Origin of the sequence: Pseudomonas sp. BF-R-01 (assembly GCF_019946615.1) — a bacterium.
In the GTDB taxonomy this organism is placed as follows: Bacteria; Pseudomonadota; Gammaproteobacteria; order Pseudomonadales; family Pseudomonadaceae; genus Aquipseudomonas; species Aquipseudomonas migulae.
Genome location: NZ_JAGYFX010000001.1, coordinates 239,393 through 257,800, shown reverse-complemented (window position 1 = coordinate 257,800; position 18,408 = coordinate 239,393). Strand labels below are relative to the sequence as shown.

Genomic DNA, 18,408 nt, shown 5'->3' with positions numbered 1-18,408 from the left:
GGCGCGTCACAAAACAGATCGACGATTATCACCGTCTGTATCGACTATCGAGGCGAGCGTTGAAGGGGGGAAATCCCATTTGCCCCGTTGAGTGTTCGCGATAGTAAGGCTTCGCTGGCCATTCAGGCTAACCACCCTGTAGTGCACCTAAGGAGAGGTTCCTACGTGTAACGGATTCAATGAATAACTTTTCGTGAACCACAGAGAAGGTGAGCAAATTAGATGAATAAAAATAATAAGATCTGCCATGCCAACATCCGTCGAGGCCTTCTTGCTTCAGCGATACTGACAGGGCTGGGGATTGCTCCCGTACAGGCTTTCGAAATCAATACGGGTAACGAGGATCTGTCGGTCCGTTTCGACAACACTGTCAAGCTTAACTACGCCCAGCGCGTGCAAGGTGCCGACTCCAAACTGACTAACTCGTGGAACAACAACGACGGCGACCGCAATTTCTCGGTGGGCGAGCCCGTCTCCGAGCGCGTCGATGTGCTCTCCGAGCTGGATGTGGCCTTCAAGAAGACAATGGGTTTTCGGGTCAGCGCCAACAGCTGGTACGACCACGCCTATAAGGATGTCGGCACCTACAACCCGTCGACCAACCAGCTCAACAATGGCAAGCCCGACTCGAACCACCTGAGTGGTTATGCCGACCGTTACTACAACGGTCCTTCCTCCGAGATTCTCGATGCCTTCGTTTTTGGCAGTACGGAAATCGGTGAGCAGTCGTTGCTCAGCGGCCGGTTGGGTAAAACCACCCAGTACTGGGGCGAAAGCATTTTGTCCTTCACCCATGGCAACAGCTATGGCCAGTCTGGCCTGGACATTACCAAAGCACTGACGGTGCCGGGTACCGAAGCGAAGGAATTGTTTATACCGCGTAGCCAAATATCCACCAACCTGACGATCAACCCGCAGTGGACCATCGGCGCGCAGTACTTCCTGGACTGGAACGCCGCGCGTCTGCCGGAATCAGGTACTTATCTGGGCTTCAATGACGGCATACAGAATGGCGGGCACAACCTGTCGCTGATCGGCGCACAGAATCCTCTTTTTGGTACGCCGGGCCCGCTCGGTGCGAACGAGTTCCTGCGACTGGACAATGGCCATACCTTTACCCCGAGCAAGACGGGCGATTTCGGCCTGATGGCCAAATGGAGTCCGGAGTGGCTGGACGGCACGCTGGGTTTCTACTACCGCAAAACCTCCGACATTCTGCCTAACGTGGTCCTGCAGCCGACCGCAGTGGGTCCAGCGCAACTGATCTCGGGCAATATCGGCAGCTACAACCAGTTCTATGTCGATGACATCGATATCTACGGCATCAGCCTGTCGAAGAACATCGCCGGCGTGAGCGTCGGGCTGGATGTGAACTATCGCAACAACATGCCATTGTCCAGCGTCCCGGCCACCGTCAATCCTTCGCCGGCGGCGGCTGGCACACCCGGCGTCATCTCAAGTTTTAATGGTGAAAACGGCGTCGCACGCGGTAATACCGTGCACGCGGTGCTCAACGGGCTGACCACTTTTGGTCAAACGCCGGTGTGGGATAGCTCATCGTTGCTGGTCGAACTCGCCTACAGCCGCTGGCTGTCTGTCACCGATAACGAGCAACTGTTCAAAGGTGAAGACTGGTACCACGGCATCGACAAGGTCACCAAGGATAACTACGTCCTGGGCGTCAACTTCAACCCGACCTGGTACCAGGTGTTTCCCGGTATCGATATGTATATGCCGGTCACCTATAACGTCGGCCTCAAAGGCGAGTCCTCGGTTCAAATGGGCGGCAACAAGGGCGCGGGCAACTACTCGGTCGGCGTCGGCATGGATGTGCGTAATCAATACCGTTTCGACCTGAAGTACGTGGCCAACTTTGGTGATTTCGATATGTGTAATGCACCAGGCAGCGCGGGTAAACCCGGCGATGGTACATCGCCTGGTGCCAACGGACAGTACAACTGCACCCTTGGTCAGCCCACCGCGTTCGCAGGCACATTTGCCCAGATCAGTGATCGCGGCATGGTCACCGCTACCTTCAAAACCACCTTCTGATCGAAGCGTTGCGTGATAACAGGAGACCCCCCATGAAATTCGTTAAAACATTACTGGCTACTACGTTGGCGCTGGCCGTCGCCGGTGCTGCTCAGGCGGCCGTATCCCCGGACCAGGCTGCGAAGCTCGGTACCACGCTGACGCCTGTCGGCGCCGAGCGGGCTGGCAACGCCGACGGCACCATCCCGGCGTACACCGGTAGCCCGATGGCGATCCCGGCGGGCTTCAAGGCGGGCGACGGGTTCCGTCCGGATCCGTTCGAGAGCGAAAAGCCGCGCCTGGTGATCACCGGCAAAAATGCCGCCGAGTACGCGGACAAGTTGACGGTGTCGACCCAGGAACTTTTTAAGCGGTATCCGACCTATCGGGTGGACGTCTACCCGACTCACCGCACTGTGGCCTTGCCGCAGAAGATGCTGGAGAACACCGCGGCAAACGCCGTGACGGCCAAGACCACCGAGGGTGGGCTGGCGCTGGAGAATGCGTTGCCAGGGGTGCCGTTCCCGATCCCCGCCGACGGTTACGAGGCGATGTGGAACCACTTGTTGCGTTACCAGGGCGTGGCCATGAATACCAAGTACGACTCCTGGATCAACGATGCTTCCGGCACGGCGACGCTGAGTTCGACCGGTGTCGTCTCCATTGAAAACCCATTGTCCGATCCGAAGCGTCCAGCGGGTCCGATCGCCGGGGATGAGGCCTATTACAAACTCAAGGTGTCCTACAGCGGGCCGGCGCGTCGCGTGGGTGAAGCAATCTTGGTTGTCGATTCGGTCAATCCGCTGAAACAGCCACGCCGTGCCTGGCAATACTTGCCGGGGCAACGTCGAGTCAAGCTGGCGCCGGATCTGGCCTACGACACGCCGAACCCGGGTACCTCGGGCATCATGACCTACGACGATACCTTCCTGTTCAACGGCGCCATGGACCGTTACGACTTCAAACTGGCCGGCAAGAAGGAAATGCTTGTTCCGTACAACACCTACAAGCTGAACTACCACAAGACCGCCGACGATCTGGTCACCGCCAAGCATTTGAATCCAGATCTGGTGCGCTGGGAACAGCATCGCGTGTGGGTGGTCGAGGCCACTCTGAAACCGGGCAAGCGCCACATCTACAGCAAGCGCACCTTCTACATTGACGAGGACAGCTGGACCGTTCTGGCCTCTGACGAGTATGACGCTCGCGGCCAACTGTTCCGTGGTGGCTTTGCCCACATGACCTACAGCTACGACGTGCAGGCGCCGGACAGCAATAACCACATGCTCTACGATTTCGTCGCAGGCTCCTACAACATCAACGGTTTCTACGGCCCCTACGGTGGCCTCAAGTACAACGAACCCCTGTCCAAGGCCCAGTGGACGGCCGAGTCGCTGGCCGGCACCGGTGTCCGCTAACCGCATCTGAAACAGCTGTACACCACCGGGGGTTTCCACTCATTCCCCGGTGGTTTTCAACCGAGATAATAATAATGACAACCTCAAAGTGGATCCTGCTCTGCACCTTGGCGACAGCGCTGGCGCTGCCGTTTACCCGTCCTGTGGTGGCGGCGGATTTTGCCGATGTGCTGGACACCCCGGCGGTGCACAGTGAGCTTGCTGGCAAAGGTCTGCTGACAGGGCTTACCCGCGCAGGTGAGCGTCTGATCGCTGTCGGCCAGCGCGGCCATATTCTCTATTCCGACGACGCGGGTCAGCATTGGCTGCAGGCTCAAGTGCCAGTCAGTTCGGACCTGGTCTCGGTGTATTTTCCTTCCGCTCAACAGGGCTGGGCCGTCGGACATGACGGGGTGGTCCTGCACAGTAGCGACGCTGGACAGACCTGGAACCGTCAGCTGGACGGGCGCCAGGTGGGCCCGCTCCTGTTCGATTATTACCAGAAGCAACTCGCCAAGCAGCCGGACAATCCGGAACTGCAGGCGCGGGTTGCCGATGCTCAACGGATGAAGGAAGAGGGCGCCGACAAGCCCTTTCTCGATGTCTGGTTCGAAAATGATCAGGTCGGTTACATCGTCGGTGCCTTCAACCTGATTTTCCGAACCGATGATGGTGGCCACAGTTGGACGCCGTGGCTGGACCGTACCGACAACCCGACGGCGCTGAACCTCTACGCGTTGCGTCCGGTAGGCAATGATCTGTTTATCGTCGGTGAACAGGGGCTGGTGCTGAAACTGGACCGGAGCACCGAACGCTTCAACGCCACTCCCACACCTTACAACGGCAGTTTTTTCGGCATCACCGGCAAGCCAGGCTTCGCCCTGGTGTTCGGTCTGCGCGGCAATGTCTATCGCAGCGTCGATGGCGGGGCGAGCTGGAACAAGATCGACCTTGGCCTGCCGCTGAGCATTACCGCCAGCACGATCACCGCCGATGGGCGGATCGTGCTGGTCAGCCAGGCCGGTCATGTACTGGTCAGTGCCGACGATGGCGCCAGTTTCAAGCTCCAGCCGAATACCGTACAGGCGCCGGTGGCCGCCGCACAGATATCCGCTGTCGGTTCCCTGGTACTGGCAGGCACCCGTGGCCTGCGGCAGTTGCCTCTTGAATAAGTCCGGCATTACAAAGAGAACACCATGATGGGTCACTACGAAACCGATACGATGCCGGTGATCCGCGAGCTCAAGGGCTTCGATGCCCGCTCCGGAAACCGGCTGGAACGCCTGATCTTCAACAACCGGTTACGGGTGGTGCTGACTTGCCTGCTGGTCACCCTGGCGTTGAGCTACTTCGCCAGCACCCGGCTGACGCTGAATGCCAGCTTCGAAAAGATGATCCCGCAAAGTCAGCCCTTCATCAAAAACTACCTGGAAAACCGACAGGCCTTGCGCGGTCTGGGCAATGCGGTGCGGGTGGTGGTGGAGAGCAGCAACGGCGACATTTTCGACCCGCATTACCTGGACGCCTTGAAGGAGATCAACGACGAACTGTTCGTGACCCCTGGCGTCGACCGTGCGTGGATGAAGTCGCTGTGGACCCCGGCCGTGCGCTGGACCGAAGTCACCGAGGAAGGTTTTCAGGGTGGCCCGGTGATGCCCGACTCCTATGACGGCTCGGCCCTAAGCGTGCAGCAACTGCGGCAGAACATCGCCCGTTCGGGGATCGTCGGCAGCCTGATCGGCAACAACTTCAAGTCGAGCATGATCTTCGTACCGCTGCTGGATAAAGATCCGATCACCGAGCAGGGTATCGACTACCACCAGTTTTCGAAAACCCTGGAAGAGAAACTGCGTAACAAGTATGAGTTCGAAGGCAGCGCACGGGTCAGCGGGGAGGAGGGCCGTGGCCCGATCAAGATCCGTGTGATCGGCTTCGCCAAACTGGTGGGCGATCTGCTCGATGGCCTGATGCAGGTCATGCTGTACTTCGGCGCCGCAGCATTGATCGCCACGGCGATCATTTTTTACTTCACCCGTTGCGTGCGTAGCACGGCACTGGTGATCCTCTGCTCGGTCATCGCCGTGGTCTGGCAACTCGGGCTGGTGGCGCTGTTCGGTTTTGCCCTGGACCCGTTCTCGATTCTGGTGCCGTTCCTGGTGTTCGCCATCGGCGTGTCCCACGGCGCGCAGAAAATGAACGGGATCATGCAGGACGTCGGCCGCGGTACGCACCAATTGGTCGCCGCACGCTACACCTTCCGCCGCCTGTTCCTCGCGGGCCTGACCGCCTTGCTGGCCGATGCCGTGGGCTTTGCGGTGCTGATGCTGATCGATATTCCGGTGATCCAGGACCTGGCGATCACGGCAAGCATCGGGGTGGCGGTGCTGATCTTCACCAACCTGGTGTTGTTACCGGTGCTGCTGTCCTATACCGGCGTGAGCCGCAAAGCGGCCGGGCGCAGCCTGCGTCAGGAAAACAAAGAGCTGCGTGGCAAGGGCCTGGGCGCCTTCTGGAATTTTCTCGATCGCTTCACTGAGCGCCGCTGGGCCACCGTGGCGGTCGCGGTGACGGGTCTGCTGGCGGTCGGCGGGCTGGTCGTCAGCAGCCATTTGAAAATCGGTGATCTTGACCCCGGCGCCCCGGAGTTGCGTTCGGACTCGCGGTATAACCGTGACAACGCCTACATCACCGCCAACTATTCGCTGTCCAGCGACCAGTTCGCGATCATGCTCAAGACCCCCAGCGAAGGCTGTCTGAAGTACGAAACCCTGGTGGAGGCCGATCGCCTGGGCTGGCTGTTGCAGCAGCAACCGGGGGTGCAAACCACGGTGTCGCTGGTCAATGCCGTGCGGCAGATCACGGCGGGTTCCTACGAAGGCAACCCGAAGTGGCTGACCATCGCGCGCAATCAGAACGTGCTGAACTACGGTGCGCAGCAGGCTTCGGTCAGCAGCCCGGATTTGTTCAATAACGATTGCTCGATGATGCCGATCGTGGCCTACCTGTCGGATCACAAGGCCGAGACCCTCGACAATGTGGTGCGGGTGGCCGAGAGCTTCGCCCGAGAACACAGCACGGGCGACCGTCAGTTCATGCTCGCCGCCGGCAGTGCCGGGATTGAAGCGGCGACCAACATCGTCGTGCGCGAAGCCAACCACACCATGCTGTTTTACGTGTACGGCGCGGTGATCGTGTTGTGTTTCATCACCTTCCGTAGCTGGCGTGCAGTGGTGGTGGCGGTGGTGCCGCTGATGCTGACCTCGATCCTCTGTGAGGCGCTGATGGTCTGGCTGAACATGGGTGTGAAAGTGGCGACCTTGCCGGTCATCGCGTTGGGCGTGGGCATTGGCGTGGACTACGCGCTGTACCTGCTCAGCGTGCAACTGGCGCAACAGCGTGCCGGGTTGTCGCTGACCGAGGCGTACAAGAATGCGGTGGCGTTCACCGGCAAGGTGGTGGCGTTGGTGGGCATCACCCTGGCGGCGGGCGTCATCACCTGGGCGTGGTCGCCGATCAAGTTCCAGGCGGACATGGGCATCCTGCTGACGTTCATGTTCATCTGGAACATGGTCGGCGCCTTGGTGCTGATCCCGGCGCTGTCGCATTTCCTGCTTAAAAAAACGCACTGATCAACCAACGCGCCATGCTCCGCCAAAATTATCAATCAAAGGGGGGGCGATGGGCGCAATTGTAGATCCGCCCCCCTGACGAGAGGGGCGGCTGACAAATAACGACGCTTTAAGGTGATTGCAGCGACGGTCATCACCCAGTCGCAATGGCGATGAGCGTAGCTTGATTGGTTCGGTTACGTATAAGTGGTGATAGCCCAGAGGCGGTTTTGAGGCGCTACGCACGCAGTGTGGAAGCTGAGTGCGAAACGGTCGGAAGTTGTTGGCGTGTTTGAGCGGATCTGGCCGCTTTCTCACCTCGCTAGCGGTCGAACACCCTAATCGAAGAGAGAGCAACTGCACGGTCAGCGAATAGTCATAGTAGCGTCGCTGCACGGCGCCGGTTCAGGTGGTGATTGAGAAACCAAGTAAGGTGTTTTCTTTGCCAGACTACGGTGTGTCCCATTGCCAGCGCTCAGCGATTACTGTTTGGATAGCCTTCGCCTTGCGGAGGTGGCGTTGGCGTGTGGCATGCGAACCGGTCAGCATGCCCGCCAGGAACAGATCTATATAGAATGGCATGGTCATGGTCGACCCCCGATGTACGCGCTACTAGGTCGATACGGCCATGCCCCAGCTCATAGCTAACCTGCTTTCGGGCTTTTTGATCGAGCGCTCGGTCTATCTGGTAGCACTTGCCGTTGTTGATCTGCGCGGGATGATGGGTGATTTGCTCATAGCGTTCGCACGCATACGCCACCCGCAACTCATGAAAGCTTTTGAGGTGATGTATGTGGGGGATATCCCGGGCGGGGCGGACCAAGCCCTGCAAACTTCGAGGTAGCTTCCAATCGGTGCAAGCAGGTTGCTGCTACCGTTGGGCGAGCCGGCATTATGTCTGCCTTGTGCGTATCCTTGGGAGGATGCCTACACACAATTTTTTGTGCGGTCGGGCTCACGGCGCTGCTGGCTACCGGCCTAGGAAAAGATTGAGCAAAACACCGATGATATTTTGATAGGTGAGCTCGCTGCGCTCGCTCAACGGGCTATGTGTTTTGGCCATTGCCTTTAGGTCATCCAATTCAAGCCCAACTGTTTGAAGATCAAGTAAAACATCTTGATGGTGCTGCTGTAGAGCGTTGAGCTCTCGTAGCAGGGTGTCCCGATCTGCTTGCAGCGCAAGAAAGGTTCCTAGATTGATTTTCTCTTGATCTTCTCTGCGTGACCCAAACAGAAAGCTTGGCTTTTGATCAGGATGGTAGACCTGCATCCAATGACGTAAATCAGAGTGACGGGTTGTTAGCTGAGCTGGCTCGACATGACTTCCCAAAGGGACTGAAATACCAAGACTGCCATACGGTAACTCTTTGTTTCGTATGGCATCATAGATTTTTTCAGTAGCTATATACAGACATGGCCATTGAGGGAGTAGGGCAGAAAGCTCATCAGGATAGGACCAAGTTGCTTGCATGATTTGTGCTTCGAAATGAAAGAGATTGCACCAGCGCAATGCCGCTTCAATTGGGCGATAGAGAATTTTGGCGTGTGGATTGTATGTGTCGGACATAAAACGATGGACCTCCATTCCTCATGGAAGGCCTCTGCCGAACACCTGTATTTCAATCAAACTAAGGGTAGTGGCTGTTTACTCGGATTTATGATTCGGTGAGGTCATCCATTCTCGTCGAAACATTGCGCGTAATTTGCATTGGTCGATACTAAGAACATCCCCTCCTCGACAATGAATGACGAATAAGCTTTGAACGCTTTTGCTAAGAAAGCTGCCACATACTCGTCAGAAAATTGCAGCATTATGAATGAATGCCCATCGTGGCGAAACAACGCAAGGAGTTTAGCAATAGCTTGGGACCCGATTTCATTTCGCCTGTGCTCCGGAAAAATAAACAAACGACGAATTTCAGATGTCGTACGACGAAAAATGCAAAAGCCGACAGCTTTGTCGCGCAATAATATGATAAGACACACATCGTCTAGATCCTTGTCAGGCTCATTGAACCAAGCGAGCTCCGGCTTGGCGACCACCTGAACGGTAGCAATCATTGCCAGACGCTGCTCCTTGCTAGCTAAAACAATCGTTAATTGCCTTACCATGTTGCTTGCTCTTTCGCAGCTGATCGCTTGACTATCATAGGTATCTGACTTTCCAGTATTAGTCGGCCTTGGGATCGGACTGTCCAATTGGCTATTGTCAGATGGCTACAGGCAATATCATTTGGAAGTTCAATATTAAAGGAGCTGCAATTTTTATTATTGACTGAAAAGGCACTCATGTTTTTAGACTCAAATCGTACGGAATTCAAGGTTGTTAAAGCTTTGGCAGTGTCGCAGTGAACATAAGTACACAACCTTCCCGTTTGAAGGTGACATTGCGAAAATGTTGTTTCAGATGGGTTTCAAAACCTGCTTCGGTATCCGCGCTATTACCGAAATGCCCTTTCGGTTGTAGATTGTCATCAGCTTGCGTCCAAAGCCATTGTGGTCGGCGGCATCACTCAGAATGGTTGCACCGAACAATATGCCTTGGGGATCGACAATGGTCAGGAAACCCAGTTCGTCGAACCTGCCGATATCGCCGATCAGGAAAGAGCCATCTGCGGTGAATGCCAAGGTATTAGCGTCTGGTTTGTTCCAGTAGCCGCGCAGCAGATTTCACCCGCTTCGCCAATGGCGACTTCGATGCCTTCTTCGTTGAGCAATTTGATATCGGTGCCAGGTACTGGCAGGCCGGTTGTGGCAGTGAACTCTCGGATTGACGCTGGATTGAACGAAAGGATCGGCGCTGTTTCTGAGAGACCATAGCCCTCGCGTACAAGCGTTCCAGTCAGGGTTTCCCATTTTCTTGAAGTGACGTCCAGAACAGGGGCGCCACCTCCACCCGCCAAATGCAACCTGGAAAAATCGACCTCGCCAATACGAGGATGCGCATACAGCGTATTCACCCCCATGAAAAGGCTCGGCCTAGCTTGAATGAGTATGTCAATGAACCCATCCAGATCACTAGGGTTGGCTACAAGCCAATTCTCCGTGCCAATTGAAAAACAGGTGATGAAGTTCACCATCAAGGCAAAGATATGATAGAGCGGTAACGCGGTCACCAGGATTTCCTCACCTGGCCGCAGGGTGCCAGCCATCATTGCCTGGAACTGCTCGGTATTCGCTAAGAGATTACGATGCGAGAGCGCTGCACCTTTTGATAATCCCGTGGTGCCGCCAGTGTACTGCAGGAGCAGCAGATCATCGCCCCCGATATCTAACGGAATACGCTGCAGCGTCGATCCCTGTTGCAGGACGGCATCAAACGCGATCGTATTGCTCAGTCGCGCACCAATCGGCAGGGGAGCGGGGGGAGACCTATTGTCATCGTCAACGCTGACACCCACTGAAATGACCGTTTGGAGTTGAGTCTTGTCGATGATGGCCGATAAGGTAGGGCTCGACCCGTTAAAGATAACGATTATGCGGCACCCTGAATCATTCAATTGGTGTTCGAGTTCTGGCACCGGGTACAGCAGCCACTGTTTCATGATGGTTGTATTCATATTGGTTCTTGGCTCGACACCGCGCCCGGTATTTTTGCATTGGCACTGGGCGCAAAATTGGTCGTCGCGGCTGTTAGCTCGTCCTTTACGCTGCAGACTTAGAGGACTTTTTTGGACAGGCTATTGCAGGCCACCCACAGGAAGAACAAGCCAAAGACCAAGTCTCCCGCCCCATAGATTGAATAGAAAATTGCGGTCAGCGGCGACTCAGCAAAGAGTGCCGGCAGGGTGTTGGAGTTTTTACTAAGCCACATCAGCCAGGTCAGGACGTAGAGCATCTTTCCCACGAAAAACAGCAGCACGAGATAAGGCACAGCTCGATAGGCTTTGGCCACTGACGTATAGGCCACGCCCCAGAGCATGATGAAAACCAGGCCAAGCCGGGAAAAGATAGTTGGGTCGGTGGCCGAGAGCAGGGTATTGGTGAAGAACTGTGAGAACGTCAGGACCCCCAAAATGTTGTAGCCACCAGCGAGCCAAAAAACCTTGGTAATAAGCGAGTTGGTGTGTTGATTATTTGGCATTGTTTGTTTCTCTCTGGGTAATGGTGGCGGGTAAGCCACGCACTTTTAGCACTCAAGATGTCGCGCAAAGATAGGCTCTCCGAGCGTTAGGCGTTTAGCTCGATATGTATATCTCTGGCGTCTGAAAATCTTCAAAGCCGCTCATCGGCGTCAGCAAGATTTAGGCTATGTCCCAGTTATGTGTTGAGCGCCGCACACCTTGTGGGAGGGGCTTTAGCCGCGATGGGCCACGGCAGGCAGTACAGCATCAATTCATGGTAGCCAAACGGTGGACTGTTCGCTGCGCTCCTGAGTCCACCCTACAATTTGGCCTTCAATACGTAACTGGTACAGAGCCTAATCAATGTGGTTCTCACGCCGCACTGGGCTCCGCGTCCAACAGCTCGGCTGGCTGCGACTGGCTTGCGCAGGTGACGAACTCGTAGTCCGCATCGCGCACCCGCCGGGTCTGCAGCCAAAAGCGCCAGGTGGCACCCGGCCAGATCAGCACGTTCTTGCCACCGGCCTGCTGATACCAGCTGGTGCAGCCGGACGACCAGGCTGTGCCGACAAATTTGGCCTGCAGCTTCTGGTTGAACTCGCGCTGCACCTGCGGCTTCACGTCCAGATAGTCGGCACCTTTCTCCTGCAGGCGCTTGAGGCACTGCATGATGTAATGCACTTGAGCTTCGATCATGAAGATGACCGAGTTATGCCCCAGGGCCGTGTTGGGGCCGAGCAGTTGGTAGAAGTTCGGAAAGCCGGTCACCGTCGTACCGTAATAGGCTTCCGGACTCTCTTTCCAGTCCTGCGTCAGGTCGTGGCCCGGCAGGCCGGTGCAGGGAAAATCCTTCATGTAAATGCGGGGGTCGGTGACGAAACCGGTTCCGAGAATGATGCAATCGGCCGGCAGCTCACGACCATCGCGCAACAACACCGAGTGCTCGCGCAACTCCTTGATGCCAGCGCCAATCAGCTCGACGTTGTCGCGATTGAACATTGGCAGCCACTTGTTGGAAATCAGGATGCGCTTGCAACCGATCAAATAGTCCGGCGTCAGGGCCTTGGCCAGCGCTTGGTTCTTGACCTTGACGTTGATAAACAGCTTGGCCAGTTTCTGTATAACTGCCGCTACCCGTGGCGCAAACAGCGGCCAGGCACGCGACTCGTTGCTCCAGTACAGGCGTGCACGGTGCAAGGTGCGGCTGAACGGCAGGCTGACGAACAAGCGTTTTTCCCAATCGGCATACGCCCGCTCGTCACGCGGAATCACCCAGGCCGGGGTGCGCTGCAAAATGCTCAGTCGGGCCACTTTGCGGGCAATTTCCGGGGCGTACTGAATGGTGCTGGCACCGGTGCCTACCGAGACCACCTGTTTGCCGCTCAGGTCATAGTCGTGATCCCACTGCGCCGAATGGAAAATCTTACCCTTGAAATTTTCCTGCCCTGGAAACGTCGGTATCGAGGGCACATGCAACGGGCCAGAAGCCAGCACCACATGGCGCGCGACAAACCGCTCGCCGGCGGCGGTATCGACTGTCCACAGGCCCTTGGCCTGATCGAAATGCATGCCGCACACTTCGCGATTGAAGCGCAGAAATGGACGGATACCGAACTTCTCCGTGGTATCGAGAATGTACTGCTGAATTTCCTGCCGCTCTGCGTACCGTTTGCTCCAGTCGTTTTTCGGCGCAAAGGAGAACGAATACATGTGCGATTGCACATCACAAGCCGCGCCCGGATAGCTGTTCTCGCGCCAGGTGCCGCCGACATCGCCGGCCTTTTCCAGCACGACAAAGTTGTCGTTACCGGCTTCGCGCAATTTGATCGCCATGCCCAGGCCGCCAAAGCCCGAGCCAATAATCACCACATCGACAATCTTGCTGGTGCTGGTGCTGGTGCTGGTTGCGGCTGACTTGTGCATGGGCGCTCCTTGACAGGGATAAATGGCAATGTCGCCAGTCTAGGAGCCACCCTATAGGAGAGATATGCTAGGGTTGGCAATAAATTGACAGTTTCGGCAAGACAATAAAATCAATATGGCCAGTCATTCGATCCTTGGACTCACCTACATCTTCAACAGCCTGCGCAAGCAGGGCGTGGATGTTTCCCCGCTGCTGCAACGCTACGGCCTGGATCTTGAGCATCTGGCGCCGGATGCGCGGATCGATCGCAGCCTGGAGCTGCGGCTGATATGCGAGCTGGCCGGGGAGCTGAACCAACCCTGCGTCGGCCTGAGTATCGGCAACGGCGTCGGCTTTGCCGGCTATGGCCCCCTCAGCCTGCTGTTGCTGACCTGCGACACGGCCCAAGAAGTTCTGTATTGCGGCATCCGCTACCAGCAACTGACCTATCTGTTCAGCGAGGTTAGCTTTCAGCCCGGGGAGAGAGTCAGCGCCCTGACCCTCGCGTCACTGCCGCTGGCCGAACCCGCACGACGGATGCTGATCGACATGCAGATGGCCGGCACCTACAAGCTGATCCTCGATGTTCAAGCCAGCCTGAACATGGACCTGTATGCCATTCAGGTTGACCTGCCGTATCCCAAGCCGGCCGAGGCCCAGCTGTATGAGCAGTTTTACGGCTGCCCGGTGCACTTTGACGCCAGCATTGCGCGGTTTTGGATGCGCAATGAACACCTGCAGTTGCGCCTGCCCAGCGGCGATCGCAGCGCCAATGCGCTCTACCGCCGGCAGTGCGACCAGCTGCTACTGGGGCTGCAACAGGAGCAGGCCAGCGGCAACTCGGCCGATCAGGTGCGTGCGCACCTGAGCCTGTTCACCGCGGGTTTTCCGACGGCCTGCGAGGTGGCCGCGGCCCTGGGGTTTTCCGAACGGACCCTGCGCCATCAGCTACGCAGCCAAGGCACCTCGTTCCGGCGCATCCTCGAAGAGCTGCGCTTTGCCCGTGCGCGGCAATTGCTCGAAAGCAGCCAGCTGTCGGTAGAGGCCATCGCCGGGCAGCTGGGTTATGCCGAGTCGGCGGCCTTTATTCACGCCTTCCAGCGCTGGTCCGGCAGCACCCCAGCGCTCTATCGCCGCCAGCACCAGTTGGGGCGGGCGCCTGAATTGCCCCGACCTTGTCCGGTGTGATTTTGGGCTTGATTTTAATCGCTGCTACCGCTGAACGGCTGCAATAGTTCTTAACCGGCAAGCCATAGCAGGCAGCTGCCGGCTGGCTAGACGCGGCTCATGGGCATGGCCACAGGGAATCAGTAACAGTGCCGGCACTGTATGTCGTTTTCCCCCCCCCGCCTTATGTCGAATTGCAAAATTCGACACCCAGGCTGATCAAGGAGTTAAGTGTTCAACAAAAAGTCAGGTTGTAATCATTTCCGAATCCAGCCTGGATGCGGTCGAGTGCGCCCTCTGACTCTGCTCGTGTGTGTTTGCGAAAAGGCAGCCATCCTATTTAGTCTGCCGAATAATCAGAAAATACGAGCCACAACTTCCGCATTGGCATGCTTTCGTGTGCCGAGGGTGGGGTATTCGTCATGCCGTTTGTACCCATCCACTACCGGGTTCAGCCGTTCATGACGGCGATGTCCGGTTCTGTCTTGATTGCGCTACTTGCGCCGATGGCCCTGAACGGTGGTGGCGGGGCACGACTGGCATTACTTACCACCGCAATCACGATGCTGATTATGAAAAAGCCGCTCCTGGCGATTACTGCCGGAATTCTGGATGCAGCCTTGTTCAGGCATTTATAACTGTGTTCTGACAGCTCTGCTTTTAGCGGTCTAGTGCGAACTCGGTGAAAAACTTCCTTTAGTCAACGCCGTCCGAGTCTATTCGCCCTGTAGGATTCTGCACGAGCGGCTGCTAGTGTCCGCGAGCCTGCAACAGTTTTAACGGAGGGTAATGAACATGGCGCATAACCCTGCGTTACCCTTGGTGCGAATTCCCATGCTTCATGCTCGACGAATCCCTCTGGGACTATTCGCTGCTGTGCCACTTCTTCCGATAATAGCCGGGGCTTTCTCCGGTCCACTGCTTGAACGCCCGGTGAAGCGCACTGGCCTCGCAGAAGCCGGCCTTCTCGGCGATCGCGGTGATGCTCAGGTCGGTGTTGCGCAGGCACTCGAAGGCGATGGCGCGGCGTACCTCGTCTTTGAGCTCCTGGAAGGAGAAACCTTCTCGCTGCAGCTGGCGGCGGAAGCTGGCGATGCTCAGGGCGCGCTCCTCGGCCATGTCGGCCAGGGTCGGCCAATGTTCGTAGCGACAATTGCGCAGCTGTTTGTAGACTTCGGCGCTCAGTCCCTGGCGATTGCTGAAACGCACGATCAGCCATTGCGGCGAGGTGCGCAGGAAGGTCTTCAGCGTCGCCAGGTTCTGTACTAGCGGCAGCTCCAGATAACTGGCGGCGAACTCGATTTCGCTATGGGTGGCCTCGAAGGTCAGGTTGGGTCCCCAGAACAAGTGGTCGTCACCATGCTCCGGTCGCGGGTGGGTGAATTGCGAGCTGTCGATGGGGATGCGCCGGCCCGCCAGCCAGCACAGCAGGCCAAGCACCACGGTTAGGTAGGTTTCCTCGGCGACGCTGCGCGCCTGCGGGTCTGGCTGGCGGTTGTGCAGGCGGATCACGGCACGGTCGCCGCGTACCGACAGGCTGCCGTGGATATCCCGCAAGAACAGACCGAGGCCGCTCAGGCACTGGAGCAGCGCCTGGCCGAGGTTGTCGGCCTGGATCAGGCCCCGACAGATCAGGGCGAAGCTGCCGGTTGGCATCCCGTGCGAGTCGAAACCGAGGAACTCGTCGTCGAGCTCCCGGGCGACGGCCAGCCAGAGTCTGGCAAAGGCCGAGGCTGCGATGCGTACCGATTTGTCGCTCAGTTGCTGTTCGGGAATACCCGCCGCGGCCAGTACCACCGCAATCCGCTCGGGTTGCCCGTGCAGCCCGTAAAGCGCTGCACGGGCAAAATACACGGCCACTGAATCCTTCTCTTGCATAACGCTCGCTCGCTGCGGGTCAGTTGCCTGGGGGTTGCAAAAAGTATCAGCCAAATCAGTAATTTTCGGCATAGGCCAATGTTCATCGGCTCCCTAGACTACCCCACGCCTGGGCAGTGCGCCGCCATAGCGTGCGCAGTCTACGCATCAGTTGGATCTCAATGCCACCGGAGTCTCCTATGCCTAATCCCGAAGTCTATATCGTCAGCGCTGTCAGAACTGCAATCGGTTCCTTCGGCGGTACGCTCAAAGATACCCCGCCATGCGAACTGGCCACGACCGCGGTCAGCGCCGCCCTGCAGCGCAGTGGTTGTGACGCCGAGCGTATCGGTCATGTGGTGATGGGCAATGTCATTCCCACTGAGACGCGAGATGCCTACATTTCCCGGGTGGCCGCGATGAATGCCGGTATCCCCCAGGAAGCACCCGCATTCAACGTCAATCGCCTCTGCGGTTCCGGTCTGCAGGCGATCATCTCGGCGGCGCAGAGCCTGCTGCTGGGTGACTGCGACATCGCTATCGGCGGCGGTGCCGAATCCATGAGCCGCGGCCCTTATCTGCTGCCCGGCGCGCGCTGGGGTGGCCGCATGGGTGATATGCAGGCCGTGGACTACATGCTCGGCATCCTCCACGACCCGTTCCAGCGGATTCACATGGGCATTACCGCCGAGAATATTGCCGAACTGCATGGCATCAGCCGCGCAGAGCAGGACACCCTGGCGCTGGTCAGTCAGCAGCGTGCGGCGCGTGCGATTACCGAAGGACGTTTCGCCGGCCAGATTGTGCCGGTTGAAATCAAAACGCGTAAAGGCTCGCAACTGTTCGAGGTCGATGAGCATGTGCGTGGCGACACCTCGATCGAGCAACTGGCGGGCATGAAGACCGCATTCAAGCAGGGCGGCACGGTCACCGCCGGCAACGCCTCGGGACTCAACGACGGCGCGGCGGCGGTAGTCCTGGCCACGGGGGCGGCGGTGCAGGCCGATAACCTGCGCCCGCTGGCCCGTCTGGTCAGCTACGCGCATGCCGGTGTCGATCCGGTGTTGATGGGCTTGGGGCCGATCCCGGCAACCCGCCTGGCCCTGCAACGTGCCGGCCTGAAGGTCGCTGACCTGGATGTGATCGAGGCCAACGAAGCCTTTGCCGCCCAGGCCTGCGCCGTGGCTCGAGAACTCGACTTCGACCCGGCCAAGGTCAACCCGAATGGCTCGGGCATTTCCCTCGGCCACCCGGTCGGTGCCACCGGAGCGATCATTGTCACCAAGGCCGTCCATGAACTGCATCGTACCCAGGGCCGTTATGCCCTGGTGACTATGTGCATCGGTGGCGGCCAGGGTATTGCCGCGATCTTCGAGCGCGTTTGAGCAGGGGGGAGACGACCATGAGCGACGAAATTATCGGTGTCATTGGTGGCGGCATCATGGGCAGCGGTATTGCCCAGGTGTGTGCCCTTGCGGGCCTGTCCGTCGTGCTGGTGGATATATCCGAAGCCGCCTTGGCCAAGGCGCGGGTGTCCATTGATCACAGCCTTGGCCGGCAGGTGGAAAAGGGCACGCTGACGGAACAGCAGCGCGCCGCTGCGCTAGGACGCATCAGCACCAGTACCGACTATGCCAGCCTGAGCGACGCCGGCCTGGTGATCGAGGCGGCCAGCGAGAACCTGGACCTGAAGCTACGCATCCTCAAGCAGGTTAGTGAGCAGGTCAGCGCTGAGGCCATCATCGCCAGCAATACCTCGTCGCTGTCGATTAGTCAGTTGGCCTCCCAGGTGCAGCGCCCCGAGCGCTTTATCGGCCTGCATTTCTTCAACCCGGTAGCGGTCATGACGCTGGTGGAAGTGATTCGCGGGCTGGCAACCACCGAGGTTTTCCATACCCGCACCCTGGCGTTCGCCGAGCGCATTGGCAAGACCGCGATCAGCACGGGTAACCGCCCGGGCTTCGTGGTCAACCGGATTCTGGTGCCGATGCTCAACGAAGCCATCTTCACCCTGCAGGAAGGCCTGGCCACTGCCGAGGATATCGACACCGGCATGCAGTTGGGTTGCGGTCTGCCCATGGGGCCGCTGGCGCTGGCTGATCTGGTTGGTCTGGATACCCTGCTGGCGATTCTGGAGTCCTTCCAGCAGGGTTTCGGTGATCCCAAATACCGCCCGCCCTCCCTGCTCAGGGAGCTGGTGGCAGCCGGTCGCCTCGGGCGCAAGAGCGGTCATGGTTTTTATCGCTATAGCTGATTAGCGGTTGCCAAGGATGGGCTACCGCTGGCTTTTCCCGGGAGTCGTGTCGTCATGAATACCAAGCGATCATTCATCTCAGCATGCCCGGGCGAGTCAGGCAAGGCACCGCTCTCGCGCCTCGAGC

Annotated in this window: 14 protein-coding genes and 2 pseudogenes; 8 read left to right on the top strand and 8 right to left on the bottom strand. The window is 57.9% G+C overall.

Features of this window, described 5'->3' with window-relative positions:
• The first annotated feature begins 222 nt into the window (after window positions 1-222).
• From KGB27_RS01265 to KGB27_RS01250, 4 genes are all read left to right on the top strand, one after another.
• Window positions 223-2,052, top strand: a complete 1,830-nt coding sequence (locus KGB27_RS01265; RefSeq protein WP_223531717.1) for a DUF1302 domain-containing protein — start codon at window positions 223-225, stop codon at window positions 2,050-2,052.
• Between the two features lie 32 nt (window positions 2,053-2,084).
• Window positions 2,085-3,449 (top strand): DUF1329 domain-containing protein, encoded by a 1,365-nt coding sequence (locus KGB27_RS01260; RefSeq protein WP_223531715.1) that lies wholly within the window; start codon window positions 2,085-2,087, stop codon window positions 3,447-3,449.
• 74 nt (window positions 3,450-3,523) lie between these two features.
• On the top strand, window positions 3,524-4,600 hold the full coding sequence (locus KGB27_RS01255; protein WP_223531713.1) for a WD40/YVTN/BNR-like repeat-containing protein: 1,077 nt from the start codon (window positions 3,524-3,526) through the stop codon (window positions 4,598-4,600).
• A 27-nt stretch (window positions 4,601-4,627) separates the two neighbouring features.
• Entirely contained in the window at window positions 4,628-7,057 is a 2,430-nt protein-coding gene (locus tag KGB27_RS01250; protein WP_223510920.1) for an efflux RND transporter permease subunit, read from the top strand.
• Between the two features lie 563 nt (window positions 7,058-7,620).
• Here KGB27_RS01250 and KGB27_RS31490 read toward each other — a convergent pair.
• The 7 genes and pseudogenes from KGB27_RS31490 to KGB27_RS01210 all read right to left on the bottom strand — a co-directional run.
• Window positions 7,621-7,921 (bottom strand): annotated as a pseudogene (locus tag KGB27_RS31490) (integrase); the annotation flags it as partial.
• Between the two features lie 85 nt (window positions 7,922-8,006).
• Entirely contained in the window at window positions 8,007-8,603 is a 597-nt protein-coding gene (locus KGB27_RS01235) for a hypothetical protein (RefSeq protein ID WP_223531711.1), read from the bottom strand.
• A 104-nt stretch (window positions 8,604-8,707) separates the two neighbouring features.
• Window positions 8,708-9,148 (bottom strand): GNAT family N-acetyltransferase, encoded by a 441-nt coding sequence (locus KGB27_RS01230; protein ID WP_223531709.1) that lies wholly within the window; start codon window positions 9,146-9,148, stop codon window positions 8,708-8,710.
• A 291-nt stretch (window positions 9,149-9,439) separates the two neighbouring features.
• A complete protein-coding gene (locus KGB27_RS01225) occupies window positions 9,440-9,664 on the bottom strand; it encodes a hypothetical protein (protein ID WP_223531707.1) in 225 nt (74 codons plus the stop codon).
• Window positions 9,634-10,596 carry an AMP-binding protein gene (locus KGB27_RS01220; protein WP_223552603.1) on the bottom strand — a complete coding sequence of 321 codons (963 nt, stop codon included), beginning with the start codon at window positions 10,594-10,596 and terminating at the stop codon, window positions 9,634-9,636. The genes KGB27_RS01225 and KGB27_RS01220 overlap by 31 nt, the downstream gene beginning before the upstream one ends.
• Before the next feature lie 98 nt (window positions 10,597-10,694).
• The gene (locus tag KGB27_RS01215; RefSeq protein ID WP_223552596.1) at window positions 10,695-11,120 is read right to left on the bottom strand and encodes a hypothetical protein; all 426 of its coding nucleotides are present in this window, start codon (window positions 11,118-11,120) and stop codon (window positions 10,695-10,697) included.
• A 352-nt stretch (window positions 11,121-11,472) separates the two neighbouring features.
• Window positions 11,473-13,023 carry a flavin-containing monooxygenase gene (locus tag KGB27_RS01210; protein ID WP_223552594.1) on the bottom strand — a complete coding sequence of 517 codons (1,551 nt, stop codon included), beginning with the start codon at window positions 13,021-13,023 and terminating at the stop codon, window positions 11,473-11,475.
• A 115-nt stretch (window positions 13,024-13,138) separates the two neighbouring features.
• Here KGB27_RS01210 and KGB27_RS01205 point away from each other — a divergent pair, with 115 nt between their 5' ends.
• Both KGB27_RS01205 and KGB27_RS01200 read left to right on the top strand, forming a co-directional pair.
• Entirely contained in the window at window positions 13,139-14,191 is a 1,053-nt protein-coding gene (locus tag KGB27_RS01205) for an AraC family transcriptional regulator (RefSeq protein WP_223510791.1), read from the top strand.
• 386 nt (window positions 14,192-14,577) lie between these two features.
• Window positions 14,578-14,808, top strand: a pseudogene (locus tag KGB27_RS01200) (AzlD family protein); the annotation flags it as partial.
• Window positions 14,809-15,034: 226 nt separating this feature from the next.
• Here KGB27_RS01200 and KGB27_RS01195 read toward each other — a convergent pair.
• Entirely contained in the window at window positions 15,035-16,048 is a 1,014-nt protein-coding gene (locus tag KGB27_RS01195; RefSeq protein WP_223552592.1) for an AraC family transcriptional regulator, read from the bottom strand.
• Between the two features lie 179 nt (window positions 16,049-16,227).
• Here KGB27_RS01195 and KGB27_RS01190 point away from each other — a divergent pair, with 179 nt between their 5' ends.
• Together KGB27_RS01190 and KGB27_RS01185 are read left to right on the top strand one after the other, a co-directional pair.
• Window positions 16,228-17,412, top strand: coding sequence for an acetyl-CoA C-acyltransferase family protein (locus KGB27_RS01190; protein ID WP_223510793.1), 1,185 nt, complete (start codon window positions 16,228-16,230; stop codon window positions 17,410-17,412).
• Between the two features lie 17 nt (window positions 17,413-17,429).
• Window positions 17,430-18,281 (top strand): 3-hydroxybutyryl-CoA dehydrogenase, encoded by an 852-nt coding sequence (locus KGB27_RS01185; protein ID WP_223552590.1) that lies wholly within the window; start codon window positions 17,430-17,432, stop codon window positions 18,279-18,281.
• Window positions 18,282-18,408: the final 127 nt, after the last annotated feature.